Source organism: Streptomyces fragilis (assembly GCF_003112515.1).
Classification (GTDB): domain Bacteria; phylum Actinomycetota; class Actinomycetes; order Streptomycetales; family Streptomycetaceae; genus Streptomyces; species Streptomyces fragilis.
In genome coordinates, this window is sequence record NZ_BEVZ01000010.1 from 13446 (window position 1) to 35054 (window position 21609).

Sequence of the window (21609 nt, forward strand, 5' to 3'; positions counted from 1 at the left end):
ACGTGTCCGAGCAAGAGCTGCTCCTGACCGTGGAGGAGACCCACGGTCCGCTGGCCGTGGCCGCGGTCGGCGGTGAGATCGACTTCCACACCGCGCCGATACTCCGCTCCCGTGCGCTCGACCTGATCGAGCAGGGCCGCAACCGTCTCGTCCTGGACCTGTCCGGGGTCGGGTTCTGCGACTCGGCCGGCCTCAACGCGCTGATCAACATCTGGCACGCCGCCCAGGGCGCCGGGGGCGCCATGGCGCTCGCCTCCGTTCCGGCCCGGCTGGACCGGATGCTCAAGCTGACCGGCCTGGACACGGTGCTGGCCATCTACCCGACCGCCGACGCCGCGATCGCCGCGGTCGGACCCCGGCCGGGCGGGGAACAGATCGTCGGCTGACCCCGGCCGCAGCGGAGCCCGGAGCCCGGGGCCCGGCCCGAGCCCCGCGCACCACCGGCCCCGGGAGCCGGCTCAGCGGGTCGCGACGCGCAGTTCCGTGAGCCCCCGCATCACCAGGTTGGGCCGCCGCACCGGCTCCGCGGCGAGCCGCAGCCCCGGTGCGCGCTCCAGCAGCGCGGTCATCGAGGCGGCCAGCTCCATCCGGGCCAGCGGCGCCCCGATGCAGTAGTGGACGCCCGCGCTGAAGGAGATGTGCGGGTTCACCCGCCGGTCGAGCTCCAGCCGGTCCGGACGGTCGAAGACCGCCGGGTCGCGGTTGGCCGAACCGAACAGCAGCGCCAGCTCCGCACCCCGCGGGATCACCGTCCCGTCGATCTCGATGTCCTCCAGCACCCACCGCTCGAACAGCTGCAGCGGCGTGTCGAACCGCAGCAGCTCCTCCACGGCGGACGGCACCAGCGCGTGGTCCGCGCGCAGCGCCGCCAGCTGCTCCGGGTGGTCGAAGAGCGCCGCCCAGGCGTTTCCGGTGCCGTTGACGGTGGCCTCGTGGCCCGCGTTGAGCAGCAGCACGCAGGTCGAGATCATCTCCTGCTCGGTGAGCCGGTCGCCCTCGTCGTGGGCGGCGATCAGGGCGGAGACCAGGTCGTCGCCGCCGGGCCGCCGGCGGCGCTCGGCGATCAGCTCCCGCAGGTAGTCGCTGAACTCCACCGAGGCGCGGACCGCCTCCGCCGCCGTCTCCTCGGACGGGTTCAGCTCGTACATCCCGCAGATCGCCGCCGACCAGGGCCGCAGCGGCGCCCGGTCGGCCTCCGGCACGCCCAGCATCTCGGCGATCACCGCCACCGGCAGCGGCTCGGCGACCTCCGCCAGCAGGTCGCCGCCGCCCGCGTCCACCAGCCGCCCGGCCAGCTCCCCGGCGAGCGCCGTCACGTAGGGGCGCAGCCGCTCCACGGTGCGCGGGGTGAACGCCTGGGAGACCAGCCGCCGGATCCGGGTGTGGTCCGGCGGCTCCAGGTCGAGCATCCCGTGGTCGTTGAGCGTGTGGAACGGCTCGTGTTCCGGCGGCGGAGGGGTGCGGCCGAACTCCTCGTGGGAGAACCGGTGCCGGTAGGTGCGGCCCAGCCGCCGGTCGCGCAGCAGCGCCGAGACGTCGGCGTGGTGCGGGACCAGCCACTGGCCGGTCTCCTCGCACCACAGGACCCGTCCGCGCCCGCGCAGCTCGGCGTAACCGGGGTACGGGTCGGCGACGAAGGCGGGGTCGGCGGGGGAGAAGGGCAGGGCAGCGGGTGCGGTCATCGGATCACCATGCCAGCTGGGCGATCTCCTCGGCCACCACGGCCGAGGCATCGGCCGCCGGATCGATCAGCGGGAAGTGGCCGACGCCCTCCAGCAGGGTCAGGCCCACCACCTCGCCCGCCCGGGCGGCCGCGTCGGCGTAGGACTCCGCGACGGCGGGCGGGACGTCGACGTCGTCGCGCCCCTGCACCACGGTGGTGGCGATGCCGTTGGGCAGCAGCAGCACCGGGTCCGCGTGCGGGCGGCGTTCCCCGAAGAGGCCGGGGCCGCCGAGGAACTGCGACGCGGCGTCGCCGCAGACCCCCAGCCTGCCCGCGACCGTGAAGTCGGCGATGGGCGCCAGCGCCACCACCCCACGGACCGCGGCCGGCCGCGCGGTGCGCCAGCGACTCCCCTCGGGCAGCACGTGCCGGGCGGCCGCCCACAGCACCAGATGCCCGCCGGCGGAGTGCCCGGTCCAGACCGTGCGGGAGAGGTCGGCCCGCCCGCCGAGCGCGTCCGCCGCCAGGCCGGGCAGCGCGTCGAAGGCGGCGGCCACGTCGTCCAGGGTCTCGGGCCAGCGCCCCGCCTCGCCCTCCGCCGCCCCGCCCCTGCGGTACTCGGGCACGGCCACGGCGAACCCCCGGCGGGCCAGGAAGGCGGCGAAGGGGGTGATGTGCCGGCGGTCGTAGGGCGCCCGCCAGGCCCCGCCGTGCACCACCACGACCAGCGGCGCCGGCCGCTCCCCGGCGGGCGGGGCGTAGAAGTCGACCACCTGGTCCGGGTGGTCGCCGTAGGACCGGGTCGCCTCCGGTGCGACGGGCTCGTGCGAGAGGGCCGACCGCTCCTCGGCGGCCGCCCGAGCCTCGGCGGCGGCGCGGGCCTCGGCGGCGGCGCGGGCCTCGGCGGCGGCGCGGGCCTCGGCCGCCGCCCCGGTCTCCGAGGTGCTCCCGGTCCCCGCGGCGCTCCCAGCCCTCGCGGCGTTTCCGGTCCCGGCGTCCGCGGCCGTTCTCTCCTCGTCGCTCATGCGCTCCCACCTCTCTCCGGGCCCCTCGCGGCCCCTCGCCGTGTGTCGTCGACAGGATGATGTCGGACGCGTCTCGCCGGGCGGGTATTGCCCGAGTGCGGGAACATTGCGGAGGATGCCCACGGGGACCGGGGCCCCCGTGCCGGTATCGGCAGGGGCGGACCGCTACCCGGAGTACAGCAGGAGACAGCGATGTCCCGACAGGCTCAGCAGACCCACGAGCCGGAGACCCCGCATCTCGAGTTCGACGGCTCGACGCCCTACGAGGACTACGTCCGGGCGGATGTCCTGACCCACCTCCAGCAACTGCGCTCGGACGACCCGGGCGAGATGGTGTTCCTGGTGACCACCCAGGTCATGGAGCTGTGGTTCACGGTGATCGTCCACGAGTGGGAGACGGCCTCGCAGGCCCTGCGCCGCGACGACGTCCCGGCCGCGACCGACGCGCTCAAGCGCTCCGTGCGGGAGCTGGAGGCGCTCAACGCCTCCTGGATCCCGCTCGGCCAGCTCACCCCGGCGCAGTTCAACTCCTACCGCGGTGCCCTCGGCGAGGGATCCGGCTTCCAGTCGGCCATGTACCGCCGTCTGGAGTTCCTCCTCGGCGACAAGTCCCGCTCGATGCTGGTCCCGCACCGCGGCACCCCGCGCGCCCACGCGGAACTGGAGAAGGCGCTCCACGAGCCCTCGCTCTACGACGAGGTGCTGCGCTTCCTGGCGCGCGGCGGCCACGCCGTGCCCGAGGAGGTGCTGCGGCGCGACGTCAGCGAGAAGTACGAGCCGTCGCCCGAGGTCGAGCAGGTGTGGGCGGATGTCTACACCCGCGACCAGAACGACCCGCTGGTCCGCCTCGGCGAGGCGCTGACCGACGTGGCCGAGCTGGTCTGGCGCTGGCGCAACGACCACCTGGTCGCCACCCGCCGCGCGATGGGCGCCAAGACCGGCACCGGCGGCTCCGCCGGGGTGGCCTGGCTGGAGAAGCGGGCCCGCAACACCGTGTTCCCCGAGCTCTGGACGGCGCGCAGCCATGTCTGAACTCCTGTCGAGAGCAACGGAACTGGACGCCGCCGACCCGCTGGCCGCGACGCGGTCGCGCTTCGTGCTGGACGACGTGACCTACCTGGACGGCAACTCCCTCGGCGCGCTCCCGGTGGGCGTCGCCGAGCGGATGCAGGACGTCGTGCGGCGGCAGTGGGGCGAGCTGCGCATCCGCTCCTGGGAGGAGAGCGGCTGGTGGGACGCGCCCGAGCGGATCGGCGACCGGATCGCGCCCCTGGTGGGCGCTGCGCCCGGGCAGGTCGTGGTGGGCGACTCCACCTCGGTCAACGTCTTCAAGGCGCTCGTCGCGGCGGTCCGGATCGCCCGTGAGGGCGACGGCCCCGTCGAACGGGACGAGATCCTGGTCGACGCCACCACCTTCCCCACCGACGGGTACCTGGCCGGTTCCGCGGCGCGGATGACGGACTGCTCGCTGCGGCCGGTGCGTCCCGAGGACGTCCCGGCGGCCCTCGGCCCGCGGACCGCCGCGGTGCTGCTCAACCACGTCGACTACCGGGCCGGGCGGCTGCACGACCTGCCCGGGCTGACCGCTGCCGTCCACGCGGCGGGCGCGGTGGCCGTCTGGGACCTCTGCCACAGCGCGGGCGCCCTGCCGGTGGACCTGGACGAGCACGGCGTCGACCTGGCGGTCGGCTGCACGTACAAGTACCTCAACGGCGGCCCCGGCGCGCCGGCCTTCCTGTACGTCCGCCGCGACCTCCAGGAACGGTTCGACACGCCCCTGCCGGGGTGGAACTCGCACACCGACCCGTTCGGCATGCGTCCCGACTACGCCCCGGGCGAGGGCGCGGTGCGCGGCCGGGTCGGCACGCCGGAGATGCTGTCGCTGCTCGCGCTCGACGCGGCGCTGGACGTCTGGGAGGGCGTGGACGTCGCCGCGGTGCGGCGCAAGTCGCTGGAGCTGACGGACTTCTTCCTCGAGTGCGTCGCCGCGTACGTGCCCGAGGGGTCCGTGGAGTGCGTGACGCCGCTCGCCCACGGGGAGCGGGGGAGCCAGGTGTCCCTGCGGTGCGAGGGGGCCGGCGAGGTCATGCGTGAGCTGATCGCGCGCGGCGTGGTCGGCGACCACCGCCGGCCCGACATCCTCCGCTTCGGGTTCACCCCGCTCTACGTCACCTTCTCCGACGCCGAGCGCGCGGCCCGGGTCCTCGCGGAGATCCTCCGCGGCTGACGCCCCTCGGCGGACGGCTCGCGCACCGGCCCGCCGTCGTCCGCCCCACGGGACGACGGCGGCGGGCCGGTCCCGTGTCGTGGGACACGGGGTGACGGCCTGCCGCGGGGTCAGTCCCGGGTGTAGGTGAGGCTTTCGCCGTCGGCCATGGTGCGGGTGAGGGAACCGCCCTCGACGGTGAGGGTGGAGGGGGCGCCGGCCGAGCAGGAGCTGAGCGGCTCGCCGTCGACGACCCGGGACGGGCCGAGGCCGAGGACCCCGTCGCCGTCGGGGGCGTCGGTCAGCACGGCCTCGAAGACGCACCGGTAGGAGGAGGACGTGCCCTCCAGCGGCCCCTCGGCCACCAGGGTCAGCACCGGGTCGCCGACCTCGCCGCGGGTCAGCGTGACGTGACGGGGGTTCGACCCCGCGGCGTTCTCGATGACGGCGCTCCACTCCCCGAGGAACCGCTCGGGCACCGCGCCCGCTCCCGCGTCACCGGTGTCGTCATCGTCGTCGTTGCCGTCGTCGGCCGAGGTGGTCGGGGGCGGCCCGGACTTACCGCCGGTCTCCGTGCCCGCCGTATCGGAGGAGCTGGTGCGGGTGTCCTTGTCCGCCCGGTCATGGGTGTCCTTGCCGCGCATCACGCCGTGGACCACCCCGCCGGCGATCAGCGCGACGACCAGCGTCGCCGCCGCGACCAGCACCGCGGTGCGGGTGCGGCCCCCGTCGTCCGGGGGCCCGGCGGGCGTCACCGCCGTCGCGCCCCAGGCCGGCTGCCCGAAGTGCCCGGCGGTGTGCCCGGGGACGTGGGGCCGGCCGTAACCCCCGCCGCCGTAACCCCCGTCGCCGTGCCCTGTGCTGCCGTGGCCTGTGCCGCCGTAACCCCCGCCGCCGTGCCCTGTGCTGCCGTGGCCTGTGCCGCCGTAACCCCCGCCGCCGTGGCCCGCGTCGCCGTGACCGTGCCCGTGGCCCGCGCCGCCGTGGCCCGCGCCGCCGTGGCCCGCGCCGCCATGACCGGGCCCGGGCCCGGGCCCGTGTCCTTGGGCGGGGCCCTGGCCGTGGTCCGCGGTGAACGGGTGGGGCGCGCCGAAACCGGGCGGGAAGGCCGGGGCGGCGGCGGGGGGAACGGTGACGGGAGGCGCGGAGTGGGCCGCGGGAGCGGCGGGCGGCGGGGGCGTGCCGGGGTCCGTGACCACGGTGGGAGCCTCCTCCGGCCGCGGCCCGGGGTCCTCGACGTCCAGCAGCTCCGCCGCGTGCCGCCCCAGCTGGGCCACCAGCGCCGCCGGCAGCCACGGGTCACGGGTGCGGCCCGCGCCGAGGGTGGCCTGCTCGCCGCCCACCCTCGAGAGCACGTCCTCCAGGGAGGGGCGGGCCGCCGGGTCCTTGCGCAGGCACTCGCCGATCAGCCCGGTGAGCCCCTCCGGCACGCCCGTGAGGTCGGGCTCGTCCTGGGCGATGCGGTACATCAGGGCGTGCGGTCCGCTCTCCGCGTCGCCGAACGGGAGCCGCCCGGTCACCGCGTAGGCCAGCACCGAGCCCAGGCTGAAGACGTCCACCGCCGCCGTGATCCGCTCGCCCCGCACCTGCTCCGGGGCCATGAAACCGGGCGAGCCGACGACCGCGCCGGCCCGGGTCAGCCCGCTGTCGTCGGAGGTCTCCAGCGCCCGGGCGATGCCGAAGTCGATCACCCGGGGCCCGTCGATGGTGATCAGCACGTTGGACGGCTTGAGGTCCCGGTGGACCAGTCCCGCCGCGTGGATGTCGCCGAGGGCCCGCGCGAGTCCGGCCGCCAGGATGCGCACCGTGCGCTCCGGCAGCGCCCCGTGGTCGCGGCCGACCACCCGCTCCAGCGACGGCCCGGCCACGTACCCCGTGGCCACCCACGGCACGGCGGCCTCGGTGTCGGCGTCGAGCACCGGCGCCGTCCAGTCCCCGCCGACCCGGCGCGCCGCGCGCACCTCGTGGCGGAACCGGGCCCGGAACTCCTCACGCGCGGCGAGCTCGGCGCGCACCAGCTTCACGGCCACCGTGCGGCCCCGGTCCGACCTGGCCAGGAACACCTGCCCCATGCCGCCCACGCCCAGCCGGGCCAGCAGCCGGTAGGCCCCGATCCGCTCGGGGTCCCCCGCACCCAGCATCTCCATCGCGCCGTCCTCCCCCTGGACCGGTCACCGCGCCCCCCGCGGTCCCCACAGCTCAACCTCCGAAGGGTATCGGCGGATTTCCCGGTGAGTGCCACGAGGGGGCCACGCCTCGGCAACAGGACCGTGCCTCGGCGAGGGCCGGCGGGCGGGCCGTCCCCGCGTCCGGGCGGCCCCGCCCGCGTCCGCCCCGCGTCCGCCCCGTGACCGTCACGAGGCTGTTTTCCGCCACGCTGGTTAAGGTGACCGCGAGGTAGTGGACATGAGGCGTACCAGGGAGGGAGAGCGCCGATGGGAACGACCGGCGTCCCCGGCCCCGTGACCCGCAGCACGCTGCGCCAGCAGATCGCCGAGGCACTGCGCGACGAGGTGCTGGCGGGGCGGCTGCATCCGGGCCAGGAGTTCACGGTGAAGGAGATCGCCGAGCAGTACGGCGTCTCCGCCACGCCGGTCCGCGAGGCGCTGGTCGACCTGTCCGCGCAGGAACTGCTGGAGGCGGTGCAGCACCGCGGGTTCCGGGTGCGGGCCTTCAGCGTCGAGGACTTCCGGTACATCGTCCAGGCCCGCGCGCTGATCTCCGACGGCATGTTCCTGCGGCTGGCGGCGCGGTCCGGCTCCGACGGCCCGGGCTTCCCCGACACGGCGGAGACCGCCTCGCTCGTGGCGGTGCGGCGGCGCGGCGAGGAGTGCCAGCGGGCCGCACACTCGGGCGAGTTGTCCGTGCTGATCGGCTACGACCTGCGGTACTGGCGGGAGTTGAGCGGTCTCTTCGGCAACCCGTACCTGACGGACTTCCTGCACCGGTTGCGCGTGCAGGCCTGGGTGTGCACGGTGCAGCACCTGCGGCGGCTCGCCGACCTGAGGGCCCACATGTGGGCCGGCCACACCGCCCTGGTGGACGCGCTGGTGCGCGGGGACGCCGCGGAGTCGCAGCGGCTCGTCGCGGAGAGCAACACCTTCTCGCTGGACCTGGTGGAGCGCCTCACCGCCTCGTACTCCGCCGACGGCTCGCGGAACCCGGGCCGCGGACAGGGCGGATAGCGGCGGAGGCGGGTTGGGCCCCCGCTCACGGGTTGAGCCCCCGCTCACGGGGGACCACTCCTGCACGGGCCCCACCGGTCCCGCACCCACTACGCTTCCCCTTCCACCCTTGACCCGAGGAGTCGTCCTTTGGCCTGTGACCTGTGGCTGGTCCCGCTCGTCGACGTGTTGTGCCACACCCCGGACAACCCCTTCGCCGAGGAACTCGCCGTCTACGACCGGGCGTTGATGGCCATCGGTGCGCAGCCGGTGCCGATCCACCAGTACACGCCGGGGGTCACGGGCGACGTCGCCCCGGTCGCCGGCTTCGACTACGAGGCGCTGCACTTCCTGCGCCGGGTCTACCTGCTCCAGGCCTGCGGGCTGCCGGTCACGCCGGTCGACGAACTCGGCGGCGACTACGAACAGTTGCTGGAGATGTTCGAGACCACGGCGCAGCAGTCCCACCTGGTCTGGCACTACGACCACGCCGGCGCGTACCTGCCGGTGGACTTCCCGTACCCGCTGGTCAACGACGAACTGCTGGAGGGCGGCGGACCGCTCGGGTCCTCGCACGGGCTGCTGCGCGACCTGGAGTTCGTCGCGCCGGCCCTGGGGATCGACCCCGCCAACCCGCCCGCCGCCCCGGCGCCGCCGTCCGCCCCCACCGAGCTGGAGCAGCCGGCCGACCCCGCGCCGTACGACCCGAGCCCGTTCGCCCGGGAACGCCACGTGTGGCTGGGGCTGCACGCGGCGGCGATCCGCAGCCTGGGCCAGGGCTCGATGATCGTCTTCAGCTGACGCCCGGTTGGCCGCCGGCTGCCGGCGGCCCGCCCTCCCGGCGCCGTGGGGCCACCGCACCGACGCCGTCGCGCCACCGCCGTGGGGTGGGTCACCGCGGCTCCGGGGGGCGCTGACGCGGCATGTTGGGCCGGGGCGCGGCCAGGGAGAAGCGGCCCGCGCCGCCCACCGGGACGGCCACCTCGCTGCGGCCCCCGTCGGCGGCGCCCCGGGCCGCCGCGGGGACGTCGCCCCGCCGGAACTCGCCCATCCAGTCCGCCGTCTCGGCCCGCACCAGTTCCGTGACGTCCTCGGAGAACCTCCGCAGCACCCCCAGGCACCGCTCCGCCGCGTCGCCGGCCGTGCCCTCCGTGGGGCCCAGCACCTCGCGCACGTTCTCCGAGGCCCAGTCGAACTGCAGGGCCTGCAGCCGCCGCTGCACCGCCTGCGCCGTGGCCATGTCCCGCATCCAGCCCGAGGTCACCCCGAAGAAGCGGTCCGCGCTCACGCAGGCGAGGGACAGCAGCAGCGACAGGTACCCCCAGGGGGCCGCGCCGTCCATCACCTCGGCGAGGTCCAGCAGCGGGAGCCCCGCCGCGAGCACCGCCCCCGTGGCCGCGCCGCCGCGCAGCGCCCGGGCCGCGCGCCGCTTCCAGATCCGGTCGGCGAGGTACCAGGCGGAGGTCTCCAGCGCGCACCGCTCGACCCACCGGTACAGCTCGTCCAGCCGCCGGGCCGGTACCTCCCAGTCGCCCTGCGGGAAGGGCCGCCCCAGCAGGTCCCCCGGCAGGCCCGGCGCCCCCGGCGCACCGGGCCTGCCCGGACCGGCGCGCCCGACGCCCGTCCGGCCGCCGGTGCGCGCCCCGCCGGTCCGGGCGCCGGCCGGCCGTCCGCCCGCGCCCGACGGCGCGTCGGACCGTCCGCCCTCACGCGACGGCGACGGCGGCGGTTCCTCGGACCCGCTCTCCGGCATCTCCGGCTGACTCACCCGGCTACTCCCCAAACACCTGTAAACGATCACTGCCGACTCGCCCGGCGGGCGCCTGCCCGCGCCCGCCGTCGCCGCCCCCGCGGTCCGGGCCACGGCCGGCCTCCGGCCGCGTGACCGGATCCGGCACCCCGTCGGCACTCTGCGTGACGCGGTGATCACGTGGCGTGCTCCGCGTGTCGGCACCCTTCCTACCCCCCAACGAGTGGCACAGGCAGCGGTTTGAACCACGGATCCGCCCGTAAGTGGCCTTTCAACAGGCGCAGGACCCTCGACACGCTCACCCGAAAGTGTGACGGAGCGGCCATCGCGTCGACCGCGTAGGCTCGTGCAAGAGGGGTGAATCTTTCCGCCTTCTCAGGACAGACGTGTCCGTGACGTATCGACGCGTCGGCTTTTCGTCGTGTCGCCGTGTCGCAACCGTCGTGCCCGGCGCGGACCGCGCCGGCCCAGCGAGCTCAGGGAGCTGAATCGTGTTTCCCGGTGGTGGCCAGCCGAACATGCAGCAGTTGCTGCAGCAGGCCCAGAAGATGCAGCAGGACCTGGCCCGCGCCCAGGAGGAACTGGCGAACACGGAGGTCGAGGGTCAGGCGGGCGGCGGCCTGGTGCGGGCCACCGTCACCGGCTCCGGCGAGCTGCGCGCCCTGGTGATCGACCCCAAGGCGGTGGACCCGGAGGACACCGAGACCCTCGCCGACCTGGTGGTCGCCGCGGTGAAGGCCGCCAACGACAACGCCCAGGAGCTGCAGTCCCGCAAGCTGGGTCCGCTGGCCGAGGGGCTGGGCGGCGGCAGCGGTATCCCGGGTCTGCCTTTCTGACCCGGGGGGCGGCGACTACCGTACGCAGAGGGCGGCTCCGCCGGGAGCCCCGAGGAAGGCAGGCAGGGCGTTGTACGAGGGCGTGGTCCAGGACCTGATCGACGAGCTGGGAAGACTCCCCGGCGTCGGTCCCAAGAGCGCGCAGCGCATCGCCTTCCACATCCTGCAGGCCGAGCCGACGGACGTCCGCCGGCTCGCCCAGGCCCTCATGGAGGTCAAGGCCAAGGTCCGCTTCTGCGTCACCTGCGGGAACGTCGCGCAGGAGGAGCAGTGCGCGGTCTGCCGCGACCCCCGGCGCGACCTCGCCGTCATCTGCGTGGTGGAGGAGCCCAAGGACGTGGTGGCGATCGAGCGGACCCGTGAGTTCCGCGGCCGCTACCACGTGCTGGGCGGAGCCATCAGCCCCATCGAGGGGGTCGGCCCCGACGACCTGCGGATCCGGGAGCTGCTCGCGCGGCTCGCCGACGGCAGCGTCACGGAGCTGATCCTCGCCACCGACCCCAACCTGGAGGGCGAGGCCACGGCGACGTACCTCGCCCGCATGATCAAGCCCATGGGCCTCAGGGTCACCCGCCTGGCCAGCGGCCTCCCGGTGGGCGGCGACCTGGAGTACGCGGACGAGGTCACCCTCGGCCGCGCCTTCGAGGGGAGACGACTCCTAGATGTCTGACGCAACGCTGCATTCCAGCGCGATGGATCCGAGCGACTTCGCGGTCCAGATCGCCGACCAGGTCGAGAGCTTCCTGGTCGCGGTCACCGAGGTCGCGCGGGGCGACGAGCCCGACTCGGCGGTCCCCTTCCTCCTGCTGGAGGTCTCCCAGCTGCTGCTGGCCGGCGGCCGCCTCGGCGCGCACGAGGACATCGTGCCGGACGAGCGCTACGAGCCCGACCTGGGCCCCGAGCCCGACGTCGACGAGCTGCGCGAGCGGCTGGCGGAGATGCTGGACCCGGTCGACGTCTACTCCGAGGTGTTCGACCCGTACCAGCCGCGCCGCGCGCCGGTCCCGGCCCGGATCTCCGACGACCTCGCCGGAGTCATCACCGACCTCCGCCACGGCATGGCGCACTACCGCGCCGGCCGGGTGACCGAGGCGCTGTGGTGGTGGCAGTTCTCGTACCTCTCCAACTGGGGCGCGATGGCCTCGGGGGCCCTGCGGGCCCTGCAGTCCGTGGTCGCGCACGTCCGGCTCAACCAGCCCCTGGAGGCGCTGGACGGACTGGACACCGACGAGCACCTCGAGGAGGAGGCGCTGGCGGAGGCCGCGGGCGAGGTCATGTTCCAGGAGATCGCCGGCCCGCTGGGCCTGCGCCGCGTGAAGTGAGCCGCGCGGCGCACGAGGTGAATCGCACGGCGCACGAGGTGAATCGCACGGCGCACGAGGTGGGCCGCGCGGCGGTGTGAACGGAGCCGCGCGGCACGTGAGGTGAGCCATACGGCCTGCTCAGGGGTTTACCGTCACCCGTCCGGGGGAGGCGCGCCCCGGCCGGGGCGGTGCGGGAGCCGCCCCGGTCACCTGCGGGCGGCGGCACACGAACGGGACATCTCATCATCCGGTTGACCGGATGGGATTTTCAGCCGCTCGTTAGACTGAATCGACCGCCGCACACCTGTGCGCGCGGCTAGAGACGGAAGCGAGCGAGGAGCGCACGTGGGCCTTGTCGTGCAGAAGTACGGAGGCTCCTCCGTAGCCGATGCCGAGGGCATCAAGCGCGTCGCCAAGCGGATCGTGGAGACGAAGAAGAGCGGCAACCAGGTGGTTGTCGTGGTCTCCGCGATGGGCGACACGACGGACGAGCTGATCGATCTCGCCGAGCAGGTTTCGCCGATCCCTGCCGGCCGCGAGCTCGACATGCTGCTGACCTCCGGAGAGCGGATCTCCATGGCGCTGCTGGCCATGGCGATCAAAAGCCTGGGCCAGGAGGCCCAGAGCTTCACCGGCAGCCAGGCGGGTGTCATCACCGACTCGGTCCACAACAAGGCACGCATCATCGATGTCACGCCGGGTCGCATCCAGGCCTCCGTGGACGAGGGCAACGTCGCGATCGTCGCCGGTTTCCAGGGCGTCAGCCTGGACACCAAGGACATCACCACCCTCGGCCGCGGCGGCTCGGACACCACGGCCGTCGCCCTCGCCGCCGCGCTGAACGCGGACGTCTGCGAGATCTACACCGACGTCGACGGCGTGTTCACCGCCGACCCGCGCGTGGTCAAGAAGGCCCGGAAGATCGACTGGATCTCCTTCGGCGACATGCTGGAGCTGGCCTCGTCCGGGTCCAAGGTGCTGCTCCACCGGTGCGTGGAGTACGCCCGCCGCTACAACATCCCGATCCACGTGCGGTCGTCCTTCAGCGGGCTGCCCGGCACCTGGGTCAGCAACGAGCCCATTGAGCAAGGGGAGCAGCAGGTGGAGCAGGCGCTCATCTCCGGTGTCGCCCATGACACCTCCGAGGCCAAGGTCACGGTCGTCGGCGTGCCCGACAAGCCGGGCGAGGCCGCGGCGATCTTCCGCGCGATCTCCGATGCGGAGATCAACATCGACATGATCGTGCAGAACGTCTCGGCGGCCTCCACGGGCCTGACGGACATCTCCTTCACGCTGCCGAAGTCCGACGGCCCCAAGGCCATCGAGGCGCTGGAGAAGGCGCGCACCGCCATCGCCTTCGACTCCCTGCGCTACGACGACCAGATCGCCAAGATCTCCCTCGTCGGCGCCGGCATGAAGACCAACCCGGGCGTCACCGCCGACTTCTTCGACGCGCTCAGCCGGGCCGGCGTCAACATCGAGCTGATCTCCACCTCGGAGATCCGGATCTCGGTGGTCACCCGCGCCGACGTGGTCGCCGAGGCCGTGCGCGCCGTGCACTCCGCCTTCGGTCTCGACTCGGACAGCGACGAGGCCGTCGTCTACGGCGGCACCGGACGCTGACGCTGCGTCCTCGCTGGAACCGGGGCCCCGTTTTCCTCGTCCTTGGGTGAGGAAAGGGGGGCCTCGTCCGCTTTCTCCGGGCGAAGAAACCCCTGGCCGGCGGCCATGTGCTTTATATGATCGGGGCGGACGCGTGTGCGGACCGGCCGACACCTCTTGCCTCGGCCGCCGCCGCGTCCGAAGATTTCCCTTTCGCTGTCAGGGCGGCCGGGGGGACGGTCCGGGGACGGTCGACGTATTGGGGAAGAGCGGGGCATGAAGAATTTCGGGACGGGTTCGACGAGGGCGTACAACCCTCGGGGGGGTCGGGACGTCCAACGGGCGTGGCAGAGGTTCTCGAGTTCCCCGTGGCGGCGCGCAACGCCGGCCTGCGCCCTCGCCGGTCCCCCAGACCCGGCGGTACGCCGGGCGGCATGCCGGTGATCGCGCCCATGCCGTCGGCGCGCCGCGCACGTGTACCCGCTCCCCGGCAGGGTGACGGCCTCATGCCGTCCCAGGCCACCGGCTCCTCCGAGGCGGTGCCCGAGGCCGGAACCACGGTCGACCACCTCACCGCGACCTACCGGGAGCACTACCGGTCGCTGCTGCGCCTCGCCGCGCTGCTGCTCGACGACACCGCGTCCTGCGAGGACGTGGTGCAGGAGGCGTTCATCCGGGTCCACTCGGCCCGCCGCCGGGTCCGCGACCCGGAGAAGACGCTCGCCTACCTGCGTCAGACCGTCGTCAACCTGTCCCGCTCCGCGCTCCGCCGCCGCATCCTCGGCCTGAAGCTGCTGTCGAAGCCGATGCCCGACATGGCCAGCGCCGAGGAGGGCGCCTACGACCAGCTCGAGCGCGACTCCCTGATCAAGGCCATGAAGGGGCTGCAGCGCCGCCAGCGAGAGGTGCTGGTGCTGCGCTACTTCTCCGACATGACCGAGGCGCAGGTCGCCGAGACACTGGGCATATCCGTGGGCTCGGTGAAGGCCTACGGCTCCCGCGGCATCGCCGCCCTGCGCGTCGCGATGGGAGCGACCGCATGACCGGTCCCGAGGATCCCGACGACCTGGCGCGGCGCACCGCTTTCGGCCGATCCCGGCCGTCACGGGTACGCCGCACCCGTCACTCCTGGCATCCTTGGCTCCCGTCGGACAACGGTCCGGCGGCGCAGAGCCCGAGCAAGCCCGGCCCGCAACCCAGCCCGCACGAACCGCACGGTGGGAACGAACCTGTGAACGAACGCCCCGACGAACAGAGCCTCGGGTCCGGGCTCGGTCCGGACGAGGCGGAGCTGCGACGCCTGCTCCACCAGGCCGTCGACGTCCTCGAGCCCAGTGACGACACCCTGGAGTACCTGCGGCACGCGGTGCCCGCCCGGCGGGCCCGCAAGCGCCAGGCCCTGGTGGGCATGGCGGCGGCCGCCCTCTTCGCCGGCACGGCCGTCCCCGCGGCGGTGCACGTCTCCACGGCGGGCTCCGCCGAGGACGTGCGCGCCGGACACGTCTCGGGCCGCACCGAGGTCCAGGGCGGCCAGGGCGACGACCTGCACATGGGCGTCTCGGCCGGCACCGCGCTCCCCGGCCTGCCGGGGGTCACCGAGGACCTCGAGTCCCGGGGCGGCGACAGCAAGGGCGGCAAGGACGCGGGCGCCGACGCGAGCGCCCCGGCGTCCGCACCCACCTGCACGGCCGCCCAGTTGTCGGCCCCGGTCGGCGAGCTCGGCCCGGTCGGCGCCGACGGCAGCGTCTCGGGCGTCTTCCGCGTGTACAACTCCTCGATCGCGGGCTGCTCGGTGAGCGACCCGGGCACCGTCTCGGTGAGCGCCCTGGGCGCGGCCGACCCGGCGCGGATCAGCGTCGTCCGGCAGGCCGGCGACCAGCCGGAGTACGAGCGGCTGCTGCTCGGCCCCGGGGCCTCCTACCAGATCCGCGTCTCCTGGGTCGCCTCCGGCGCCTGCCCCACGGACGACCCGATCGAGTCCCCGACCACGTCCGGCGGGACGGACGGCGGTGGCGGCGACGCCACGGGCGGCCAGGACGGCGGCACCAGCGCGCCCCCCACCGTGGGCGGCAGCACCGACGGCCGGGTCGGCTCGACGGGCAACGAGGGCGGCACCGAGGACGGCGTGACGACGCAGCTGGGCAAGAGCCAGGTGAACACGGACGGCAGCGTCGTGGTCAGCTACCGCCCGCAGGGCGCGGACGCCGCCGGCGCGGCCGCCTCGGTGACGGTCCCGGGCGCGTGCGCGGGCACCGTGTACCGGACGGGGATCCTCGCGGGCAGCTGAGGCCCCGCGGCCCGGGCGGATCGTCCGGGCCGGATCGTCCGGGCCGCAGTGAGCGGATCAGGAGGCGGCGGGAGCGGACTCCCGCCGCTCCTGCGTGTCCGGGGCCTGCCCGGCGGCTGCGGCGGCGTCCTCGGGGCTCGCGGCGGGGCGGGCGTCGTGGGCGTCGTGGGCGTCGTGGGGGACGTGCGCCTCCCCGGCGTCCTCGGGCAGGATGCCGAGCTCGGCGTCCCGGACGAACTCCGCCTCACGCCGCAGCAGCCGGTACCACATGAAGACCACGAAGCCGGCGAAGACGAACCACTCGCCGGTGTAGCCGAGGTTCTGGAAGGCCTTCAGGTCCAGCCCGCTGCCGGGCGCGGCCGCGGGCGGCACCGCCTTCATGCCCGCGTCGCCCTTGTTGAGCACGATCCAGGCGTCGTACACGTCGTACGGCACCAGGTTCACCAGCGAGGCGGCGCTGATCGCGCCGGTCCGCCCCGCGGGCAGACCGCCGGCCGCGGGCACGCCGTTCTGGCCGGGCACCTCGGAGACCTGCAGCGCCCCCGTCACCGTGACCTCCCCCTCGGGCGGAGCGGGCGCGTCGGCCGGGTCGGGCGTACCGGGCAGCCAGCCGCGCACCACGGGCAGGGCCCTGCCGTCGCCGGTGCGCAGCATGGTCAGCACGTAGGAGCCGCGCCGCTCGTCCACCTCACGGTCCGGCACCAGCAGCTGCTCGCCGTACCGGCCGGTGACGACGGCCTGGTCGCCGACCGTCTCCTTGTCGACGGGGAGCAGCTCGGCCAGCGGCCGCGCGGTGCTCGGGTCGGCCTTGCGGTCCTCGGCGGCCTGGGCCGTCGCGTCGCGGTGGCCGTCCACCCGGGTCTCGAACCGGTCCAGCTGCCATGTCCCCATGAACACGCAGAACGGCACGGCGAGCAGCACGAAGACGTTGATCCCCCACCAGCGGGGCGTCAGCAGGAACCGGTACACGCCCCCACGGTACCGGGACCCCGCCCCGTCCCCGGGGCCGGGCCGCCCGCCCGCACGGCCGCCGGGAGCCCTCCGGGCACGGCCGTCCGGACCGCCGCCCGCGCGGCTGCCCGAACCCCTGCCCGCGCGGCCGCCCGCACCACTGCCCGCACCGCTCCGCACCCGGGTGTGCCGAGCAGGCACTATGGGGCCATGACTGACACCACCGGCCGCGCCGACGCCCCGGAGACGCCCACGACCATGCCCGACTGGGAGAAGAGGTTCAGGGCCCCGCGCGTGTCCCTGCCCGACTGGGCGGAGGACGCCCCCGACCGCTCCCTGTTCGTCTCCAACGCGACGGGCACCTACGAGCTGTACGCCTGGGACCGCGCCACCGACGCCCAGCGCCAGGTCACCGACCGCCCCAACGGCACCACGGACGGCACGCTGACCCCCGACGGCGCCTGGATCTGGTGGTTCGACGACACCGACGGCGACGAGTTCGGCGTCTGGCGCCGCCAGCCGTTCCACGGCGGCCCCGACGAGGAGGCCGTCCCCGGCCTGGAGCCCTCCTACCCGGCCGGTCTCGCCCTGGGCAGGGACGGCCGCACCGCCGTGGTCGGCCGCTCCGCCGACGACGAGGGCACCACCATCCACCTGGCCCGGGACGGCGAGGACCCGGTCGAGATCTACCGGCACCCGGAGTCGGCCGGTGTCGGCGACCTCTCCCATGACGGCTCGCTGATCGCCGTCGAGCACACCGAGCACGGCGACGCCATGCACTCCGCCCTGCGCGTGCTGCGCCCCGACGGCAGCACCGTCGCCGAGCTCGACGACACCAAGGCCGGCACCGTCGAACTGGGCCTGGAGGTCCTCGGCTTCGCCCCGGTCGACGGCGACACCCGGCTGCTCGTCGGCCACCAGCGCCGAGGCCGGTGGGAGCCCATGGTCTGGGACGTCGCGACCGGCGAGGAGACCGACCTGGCCCTGGAACTGCCCGGCGACGTGAGCGCCGAGTGGTACCCGGACGGCTCCGCGCTGCTGATCGCGCACAGTTTCGAGGCCCGCAGCGAGCTGTTCCGCTACGACCTGGCGAGCCGCGCCCTGGAGGAGATCGACACGCCGCCCGGCTCGGTCTCCGGCGCCACCGCGCGCCCCGACGGCAGCGTGGAGTACCTGTGGTCCTCCGCGGCCCGGCCCCCGGTGGTGCGCTCCACCTCCGGCCGCGTGGTGCTCGACCCGCCCGGCATGAAGGCCCCGGAGTCGGTGCCGGTGGAGGACGTCTGGGTGGAGGGCCCCGGAGGCCGCATCCACGCCCTGGTGCAGAAGCCGGCCGGCACGACGGGCCCGCTGCCCACCGTATTCGAGATCCACGGCGGCCCCACCTGGCACGACAGCGACGCCTTCGCCGCCGGTCCCGCCGCCTGGGTCGACCACGGGTACGCGGTGGTCCGGGTCAACTACCGCGGCTCCACCGGCTACGGCCGGGAGTGGACGGACGCCCTCAAGCACCGCGTGGGCCTGATCGAGCTGGAGGACATCGCCGCGGTCCGCGAGTGGGCCGTCTCCTCGGGCCTCGCCGACCCCGGCCGCCTGGTCCTGACCGGCGGCTCCTGGGGCGGTTACCTCACCCTGCTCGGCCTGGGCACCCAGCCGGAGGCGTGGGCGGTCGGCATCGCCGCCGTCCCGGTCGCCGACTACGTGACGGCGTACCACGACGAGATGGAGGCGCTGAAGGCCATGGACCGCACGCTCCTGGGCGGCACCCCGGAGGAGGTCCCGGAGCGCTTCGAGGCGTCGTCCCCGATCACCTACGTCGACCGGGTCACCGCGCCGGTCTACATCTCGGCCGGGGTGAACGACCCGCGCTGCCCGATCCGGCAGGTCGAGAACTACGTCAAGCGCCTGGAGGGCCGCGGGGCGGTCCACGAGGTCTACCGCTACGACGCGGGGCACGGCTCGCTGGTGGTCGACGAGCGCATCAAGCAGGTCCGGCTCGAACTGGACTTCGCGGCACGGCACCTGCCGGGCGGGTCCGCGAACCGTCCGTAGTGGCCGAGGACGCGTCGGTATACGTAAAGTCACCTTTCGTTCACTCTCCGATGCGTCAACGCCCCGCGTGCGGGATACGGATAGGCCGTGCTCACAGATTCGACCAGTTCCCACCAGAACCCCCGGCGGCGCGTGTCCGAGCGGCACGCGCCGCCGGCCGGGGGGCCCGGGTGCGCCGAACCCCTCGTGTTCGCCTCCCAGTTCAGGTCCTCGCCGCGCGGGGCCCGGCAGGCCCGGCACTGCGCCGTGCGCCGGCTCGCCGAGTGGGGGTTCCCGCCGACGTCCGACCTGTCCTGCGCGGTCGCCCTGCTGGTCGGTGAGCTGGCCGCCAACGCGGTGCGCCACGGTCGCGTGCCGGGGCGGGACTTCGCGCTCCGGCTCACCGTCGACGAACCCGGCGGCCTCGCCCGCGTCGAGGTGATCGACGCCTCCGAGACCCCGCCGCCCGCCGTCGCCCCGCCGGCCGCGCCGGAGGACGAGGCGGGGCGGGGCCTCCACCTGGTGGACGCCCTGGCCGTCCGCTGGGGCTCGCGGCCGCGCCAGCCGCTCGGCAAGATCGTCTGGGCGGAGCTCAAGACCCACTGAGCCGGGGCGGCGGGGCCTCGCGGCCCCCCGGGGGACGGGACTACGCCCGGCCTTCCTCCGCCGCCCACCGGGCCAGCTCCTCCGCGGTGCGCGGGACGAAGCCCGCGCCCGCCCCGCCGTCGCGTCCCCGCAGGACCGCCCCCACCGCGACCCCCCACGGCATCCGCAGGCCCGCCTCCCGCAGCGCCTCGGCCCGCGCCAGCAACTCCCCGGCGGGCCCCGCCCGCACGCCCGTCGGGGTCAGCAGCGCGACGTCGTCCGCCCACCGCAACGCCAGGTCCACGTCGTGGGTGGCCATCATCACCGTGGTGCCCCCGCGCCGCAGCGCCTCCAGCGTCGCCAGGAGCCGTTCCTGCCCGTCGGGGTCCAGGCCCGCCGTCGGCTCGTCGAGCACGAGCACCCGCGGCCGCATGGCCACCGCCCCCGCGACGGCCGCCCGCTTGCGCTGCCCGTAGGACAGCAGGTGGGTGGGACGCTCGCCCAGCCCGGTGATGTCCAGCGCGGCGAGCGCCTCGTCGACCCGCGCCCTGACCTCCTCCTCCGGCAGCCCCAGGTTCAGCGGCCCGAACGACACGTCCTGCGCGACCGACGCCGCGAACAGCTGGTCGTCCGGATCCTGCACGACCAGCTGCACGGCGGACCGCAGCCGGGTGAGCCCGGCACGGTCGTAGGACACCGGCCGGCCCTCCAGCTCCACCCGCCCCGACCGCGGTCGCAGCCCCCCGGTGAGCAGCCGCATCAGCGTCGTCTTCCCGCTGCCGTTGCGCCCGAGCAGGGCCAGTGCGCGGCCCTCGTGGACCTCGAAGCCGAGGCCGTCGAGCACGCGGGGGCCGTCCTCGTACCCGAAGGAGACGTCCCGCAGGGCGACCAGCGGCGTCGGAGCCCCGCCGCCCGGCGTGGCGCGGCCGTCGGCCGGGGCCGCGCCGCCCCCGGGTGTTGCGCTGCTCCCGTTCACGACAGACGTCCTTCCAGCGCGGCGTCGAGCACGACGATCGCGGTCAGCAGCGCGACACTCGCGCCGACGAAGCCCCGGGACACCCGGGTGGGCGGGACGAGGACCCGCAGCGTCCCGTCGTACCCCCGTCCGGCGAGCCCGGTGTGCAGGCGGCCCGCCCGGTCGAAGGCCCGCACGAACGCGGTCGCCCCCAGACCGCCCAGCGACCGCCAGGCCGCGGACCTGGTCCGGTGCCCGAGCCGCGCCGCCTGCGCCTGCCTGACCTGCCGCACCGAGTCGAGCAGCAGGAACGCCATCCGGTACGTCACCACCGCCACGTCCACCACCGCCGCCGGAACCCCCGCCCGCACCAGGCGGGGCAGGAGGTCCGACATCGGCGTGGTGAACGCGAACACCAGCACGCCCAGCGAGGCCGCCGAGCTCCGCAGCAGCAGTTCACCGGCCCGCAGCGCCCCGTCGGGCGCCGGACCCAGCAGCGCGCCGTCCGGCCCGCCGACCCGCACCAGCAGGGTCGCCGCGCCGGTGACGCAGAACCCGAGCGGTGCGCGGTAGGCCCGCCACAGCCGCCCGGCCGGCACCCGCGCGGGCCCCAGCAGCACCACCAGCGCGGTCACCAGCACCAGCAGGGCGCCGGGCCACGGCGGCAGCGCGACGGCGAGCAGCGTGAGCCCGAACCCGAGCACCGCCTTGTCCACAGGATGACGGCGGCGCCAGCGACTGCTGTGCGCCGCCGCGTCGATCGACAGCACAGGCGTCAGACCCGCCCGGAGTCGGCGTCGTCCGGAACACCGCGCGCGGCGAGCCCGGACCCCGCCGGGGCCTGAGCGTCCGCGTCCACGACCACGGGGGTGGCCGGAGTTCCGTCCCCGGCGGGGTCCGACGGGGCGCGCGCGGCTGCCGCCGCCCGGGCCTCGCCCTGCCGCCGCCCGCGCCACAGGCCCAGGCAGTAGGCGACGACTCCCGCCCCGACCGCCGCCTGCAGCGCGAACAGCCCCGACTCGATCTCCCCGGACGGCGGTTCGTACACCGGCGAGAACCAGGGGCGGTAGTCCGGGTTGATCTCCTGGATCGCCACCTCCGCCTCGGCGTCCGCCCCGGTGAACGGCTCGGGCTTGTGGTCGCCCATGCCGAGGAGCACCGGAAGGACCGCCACCGCGACCACGGTCAGCACCAGCAGCAGGTTGATCCGCAGGTTCCGGCTCATCGCGCCACCGCCCCGGTGCCCGTAGCGG

Annotated in this window: 21 protein-coding genes; 13 read left to right on the plus strand and 8 right to left on the minus strand. The window is 74.8% G+C overall.

Annotated elements, in window-relative coordinates; genetic code table 11:
* Positions 1–2: 2 nt before the first annotated feature.
* Positions 3–386: an STAS domain-containing protein gene (locus Sfr03f_RS27630; protein ID WP_245967795.1), complete on the plus strand. Its 384-nt coding sequence runs from the start codon at positions 3–5 to the stop codon at positions 384–386.
* A 72-nt stretch (positions 387–458) separates the two neighbouring features.
* Here Sfr03f_RS27630 and Sfr03f_RS27635 read toward each other — a convergent pair whose 3' ends face one another.
* Together Sfr03f_RS27635 and Sfr03f_RS27640 are read right to left on the minus strand one after the other, a co-directional pair.
* Positions 459–1682 (minus strand): cytochrome P450, encoded by a 1224-nt coding sequence (locus Sfr03f_RS27635; protein ID WP_108956932.1) that lies wholly within the window; start codon positions 1680–1682, stop codon positions 459–461.
* 4 nt (positions 1683–1686) lie between these two features.
* Entirely contained in the window at positions 1687–2688 is a 1002-nt protein-coding gene (locus tag Sfr03f_RS27640) for an alpha/beta hydrolase family protein (RefSeq protein WP_108956933.1), read from the minus strand.
* 192 nt (positions 2689–2880) lie between these two features.
* On the opposite strand from Sfr03f_RS27640, the gene Sfr03f_RS27645 reads away from it, so the two are divergent.
* Complete coding sequence (locus tag Sfr03f_RS27645; protein ID WP_108956934.1) at positions 2881–3720, plus strand: tryptophan 2,3-dioxygenase family protein; 840 nt, start codon at positions 2881–2883, stop codon at positions 3718–3720.
* Complete coding sequence (gene kynU, locus Sfr03f_RS27650; protein ID WP_108956935.1) at positions 3713–4915, plus strand: kynureninase; 1203 nt, start codon at positions 3713–3715, stop codon at positions 4913–4915. Before Sfr03f_RS27645 ends, kynU begins: the two co-directional genes overlap by 8 nt.
* A 110-nt stretch (positions 4916–5025) precedes the next feature.
* Here the strand turns inward: kynU and Sfr03f_RS27655 are convergent, their stop codons facing one another.
* Positions 5026–7041, minus strand: a complete 2016-nt coding sequence (locus Sfr03f_RS27655; protein ID WP_108956936.1) for a serine/threonine-protein kinase — start codon at positions 7039–7041, stop codon at positions 5026–5028.
* A 288-nt stretch (positions 7042–7329) separates the two neighbouring features.
* Between Sfr03f_RS27655 and Sfr03f_RS27660 the strand changes: the two genes are divergently transcribed.
* Both Sfr03f_RS27660 and Sfr03f_RS27665 read left to right on the plus strand, forming a co-directional pair.
* Entirely contained in the window at positions 7330–8079 is a 750-nt protein-coding gene (locus Sfr03f_RS27660) for a GntR family transcriptional regulator (protein ID WP_108956937.1), read from the plus strand.
* Between the two features lie 129 nt (positions 8080–8208).
* Positions 8209–8859 (plus strand): putative DNA-mimic protein, encoded by a 651-nt coding sequence (locus tag Sfr03f_RS27665; RefSeq protein WP_108956938.1) that lies wholly within the window; start codon positions 8209–8211, stop codon positions 8857–8859.
* A gap of 91 nt (positions 8860–8950) precedes the next feature.
* On the opposite strand, the gene Sfr03f_RS27670 is transcribed toward Sfr03f_RS27665, so the two are convergent.
* Positions 8951–9826, minus strand: a complete 876-nt coding sequence (locus Sfr03f_RS27670; protein WP_245967796.1) for an SLATT domain-containing protein — start codon at positions 9824–9826, stop codon at positions 8951–8953.
* 473 nt (positions 9827–10299) lie between these two features.
* On the opposite strand from Sfr03f_RS27670, the gene Sfr03f_RS27675 reads away from it, so the two are divergent.
* The 6 genes from Sfr03f_RS27675 to Sfr03f_RS27700 all read left to right on the plus strand — a co-directional run bounded on the left by Sfr03f_RS27675 (position 10300) and on the right by Sfr03f_RS27700 (position 15837).
* Entirely contained in the window at positions 10300–10644 is a 345-nt protein-coding gene (locus Sfr03f_RS27675) for a YbaB/EbfC family nucleoid-associated protein (RefSeq protein ID WP_108956940.1), read from the plus strand.
* Between the two features lie 70 nt (positions 10645–10714).
* Complete coding sequence (gene recR / locus Sfr03f_RS27680) at positions 10715–11314, plus strand: recombination mediator RecR (protein ID WP_108956941.1); 600 nt, start codon at positions 10715–10717, stop codon at positions 11312–11314.
* The gene (locus Sfr03f_RS27685; protein ID WP_108956942.1) at positions 11307–11966 is read left to right on the plus strand and encodes a DUF5063 domain-containing protein; all 660 of its coding nucleotides are present in this window, start codon (positions 11307–11309) and stop codon (positions 11964–11966) included. The genes recR and Sfr03f_RS27685 overlap by 8 nt, the downstream gene beginning before the upstream one ends.
* 327 nt (positions 11967–12293) lie before the next feature.
* The gene (locus tag Sfr03f_RS27690; protein ID WP_108956943.1) at positions 12294–13571 is read left to right on the plus strand and encodes an aspartate kinase; all 1278 of its coding nucleotides are present in this window, start codon (positions 12294–12296) and stop codon (positions 13569–13571) included.
* Between the two features lie 323 nt (positions 13572–13894).
* Entirely contained in the window at positions 13895–14593 is a 699-nt protein-coding gene (locus Sfr03f_RS27695) for a SigE family RNA polymerase sigma factor (protein ID WP_108956944.1), read from the plus strand.
* A gap of 188 nt (positions 14594–14781) precedes the next feature.
* Complete coding sequence (locus tag Sfr03f_RS27700; RefSeq protein ID WP_108956945.1) at positions 14782–15837, plus strand: hypothetical protein; 1056 nt, start codon at positions 14782–14784, stop codon at positions 15835–15837.
* A gap of 57 nt (positions 15838–15894) precedes the next feature.
* On the opposite strand, the gene Sfr03f_RS27705 is transcribed toward Sfr03f_RS27700, so the two are convergent.
* Positions 15895–16806 (minus strand): SURF1 family protein, encoded by a 912-nt coding sequence (locus Sfr03f_RS27705; protein WP_108956946.1) that lies wholly within the window; start codon positions 16804–16806, stop codon positions 15895–15897.
* Between the two features lie 192 nt (positions 16807–16998).
* On the opposite strand from Sfr03f_RS27705, the gene Sfr03f_RS27710 reads away from it, so the two are divergent.
* Both Sfr03f_RS27710 and Sfr03f_RS27715 read left to right on the plus strand, forming a co-directional pair.
* Positions 16999–18837 (plus strand): S9 family peptidase, encoded by a 1839-nt coding sequence (locus tag Sfr03f_RS27710; protein ID WP_108956947.1) that lies wholly within the window; start codon positions 16999–17001, stop codon positions 18835–18837.
* Positions 18838–19023: 186 nt separating this feature from the next.
* Positions 19024–19422 (plus strand): ATP-binding protein, encoded by a 399-nt coding sequence (locus Sfr03f_RS27715; protein WP_245967798.1) that lies wholly within the window; start codon positions 19024–19026, stop codon positions 19420–19422.
* A 40-nt stretch (positions 19423–19462) separates the two neighbouring features.
* On the opposite strand, the gene Sfr03f_RS27720 is transcribed toward Sfr03f_RS27715, so the two are convergent.
* The 3 genes from Sfr03f_RS27720 to Sfr03f_RS27730 all read right to left on the minus strand — a co-directional run bounded on the left by Sfr03f_RS27720 (position 19463) and on the right by Sfr03f_RS27730 (position 21581).
* Positions 19463–20293: an energy-coupling factor ABC transporter ATP-binding protein gene (locus Sfr03f_RS27720; protein WP_170145173.1), complete on the minus strand. Its 831-nt coding sequence runs from the start codon at positions 20291–20293 to the stop codon at positions 19463–19465.
* An 80-nt stretch (positions 20294–20373) separates the two neighbouring features.
* Positions 20374–21126: a cobalt ECF transporter T component CbiQ gene (gene cbiQ / locus Sfr03f_RS27725; RefSeq protein WP_108956950.1), complete on the minus strand. Its 753-nt coding sequence runs from the start codon at positions 21124–21126 to the stop codon at positions 20374–20376.
* Positions 21127–21131: 5 nt separating this feature from the next.
* A complete protein-coding gene (locus tag Sfr03f_RS27730) occupies positions 21132–21581 on the minus strand; it encodes an energy-coupling factor ABC transporter substrate-binding protein (RefSeq protein WP_108956951.1) in 450 nt (149 codons plus the stop codon).
* Positions 21582–21609 lie beyond the last annotated feature (28 nt).

Bases quoted from the DNA above. Each gene is read 5' to 3' on its own strand.
- kynU (WP_108956935.1), top strand. From the start codon at position 3,713: ATGTCTGAACTCCTGTCGAGAGCAACGGAACTGGACGCCGCCGACCCG.
- Sfr03f_RS27730 (WP_108956951.1), bottom strand. From the start codon at position 21,581: ATGAGCCGGAACCTGCGGATCAACCTGCTGCTGGTGCTGACCGTGGTC.
- Sfr03f_RS27640 (WP_108956933.1), bottom strand. From the start codon at position 2,688: ATGAGCGACGAGGAGAGAACGGCCGCGGACGCCGGGACCGGAAACGCC.
- Sfr03f_RS27660 (WP_108956937.1), top strand. From the start codon at position 7,330: ATGGGAACGACCGGCGTCCCCGGCCCCGTGACCCGCAGCACGCTGCGC.
- Sfr03f_RS27645 (WP_108956934.1), top strand. From the start codon at position 2,881: ATGTCCCGACAGGCTCAGCAGACCCACGAGCCGGAGACCCCGCATCTC.
- Sfr03f_RS27635 (WP_108956932.1), bottom strand. From the start codon at position 1,682: ATGACCGCACCCGCTGCCCTGCCCTTCTCCCCCGCCGACCCCGCCTTC.
- Sfr03f_RS27655 (WP_108956936.1), bottom strand. From the start codon at position 7,041: ATGGAGATGCTGGGTGCGGGGGACCCCGAGCGGATCGGGGCCTACCGG.
- Sfr03f_RS27685 (WP_108956942.1), top strand. From the start codon at position 11,307: ATGTCTGACGCAACGCTGCATTCCAGCGCGATGGATCCGAGCGACTTC.
- Sfr03f_RS27710 (WP_108956947.1), top strand. From the start codon at position 16,999: ATGACTGACACCACCGGCCGCGCCGACGCCCCGGAGACGCCCACGACC.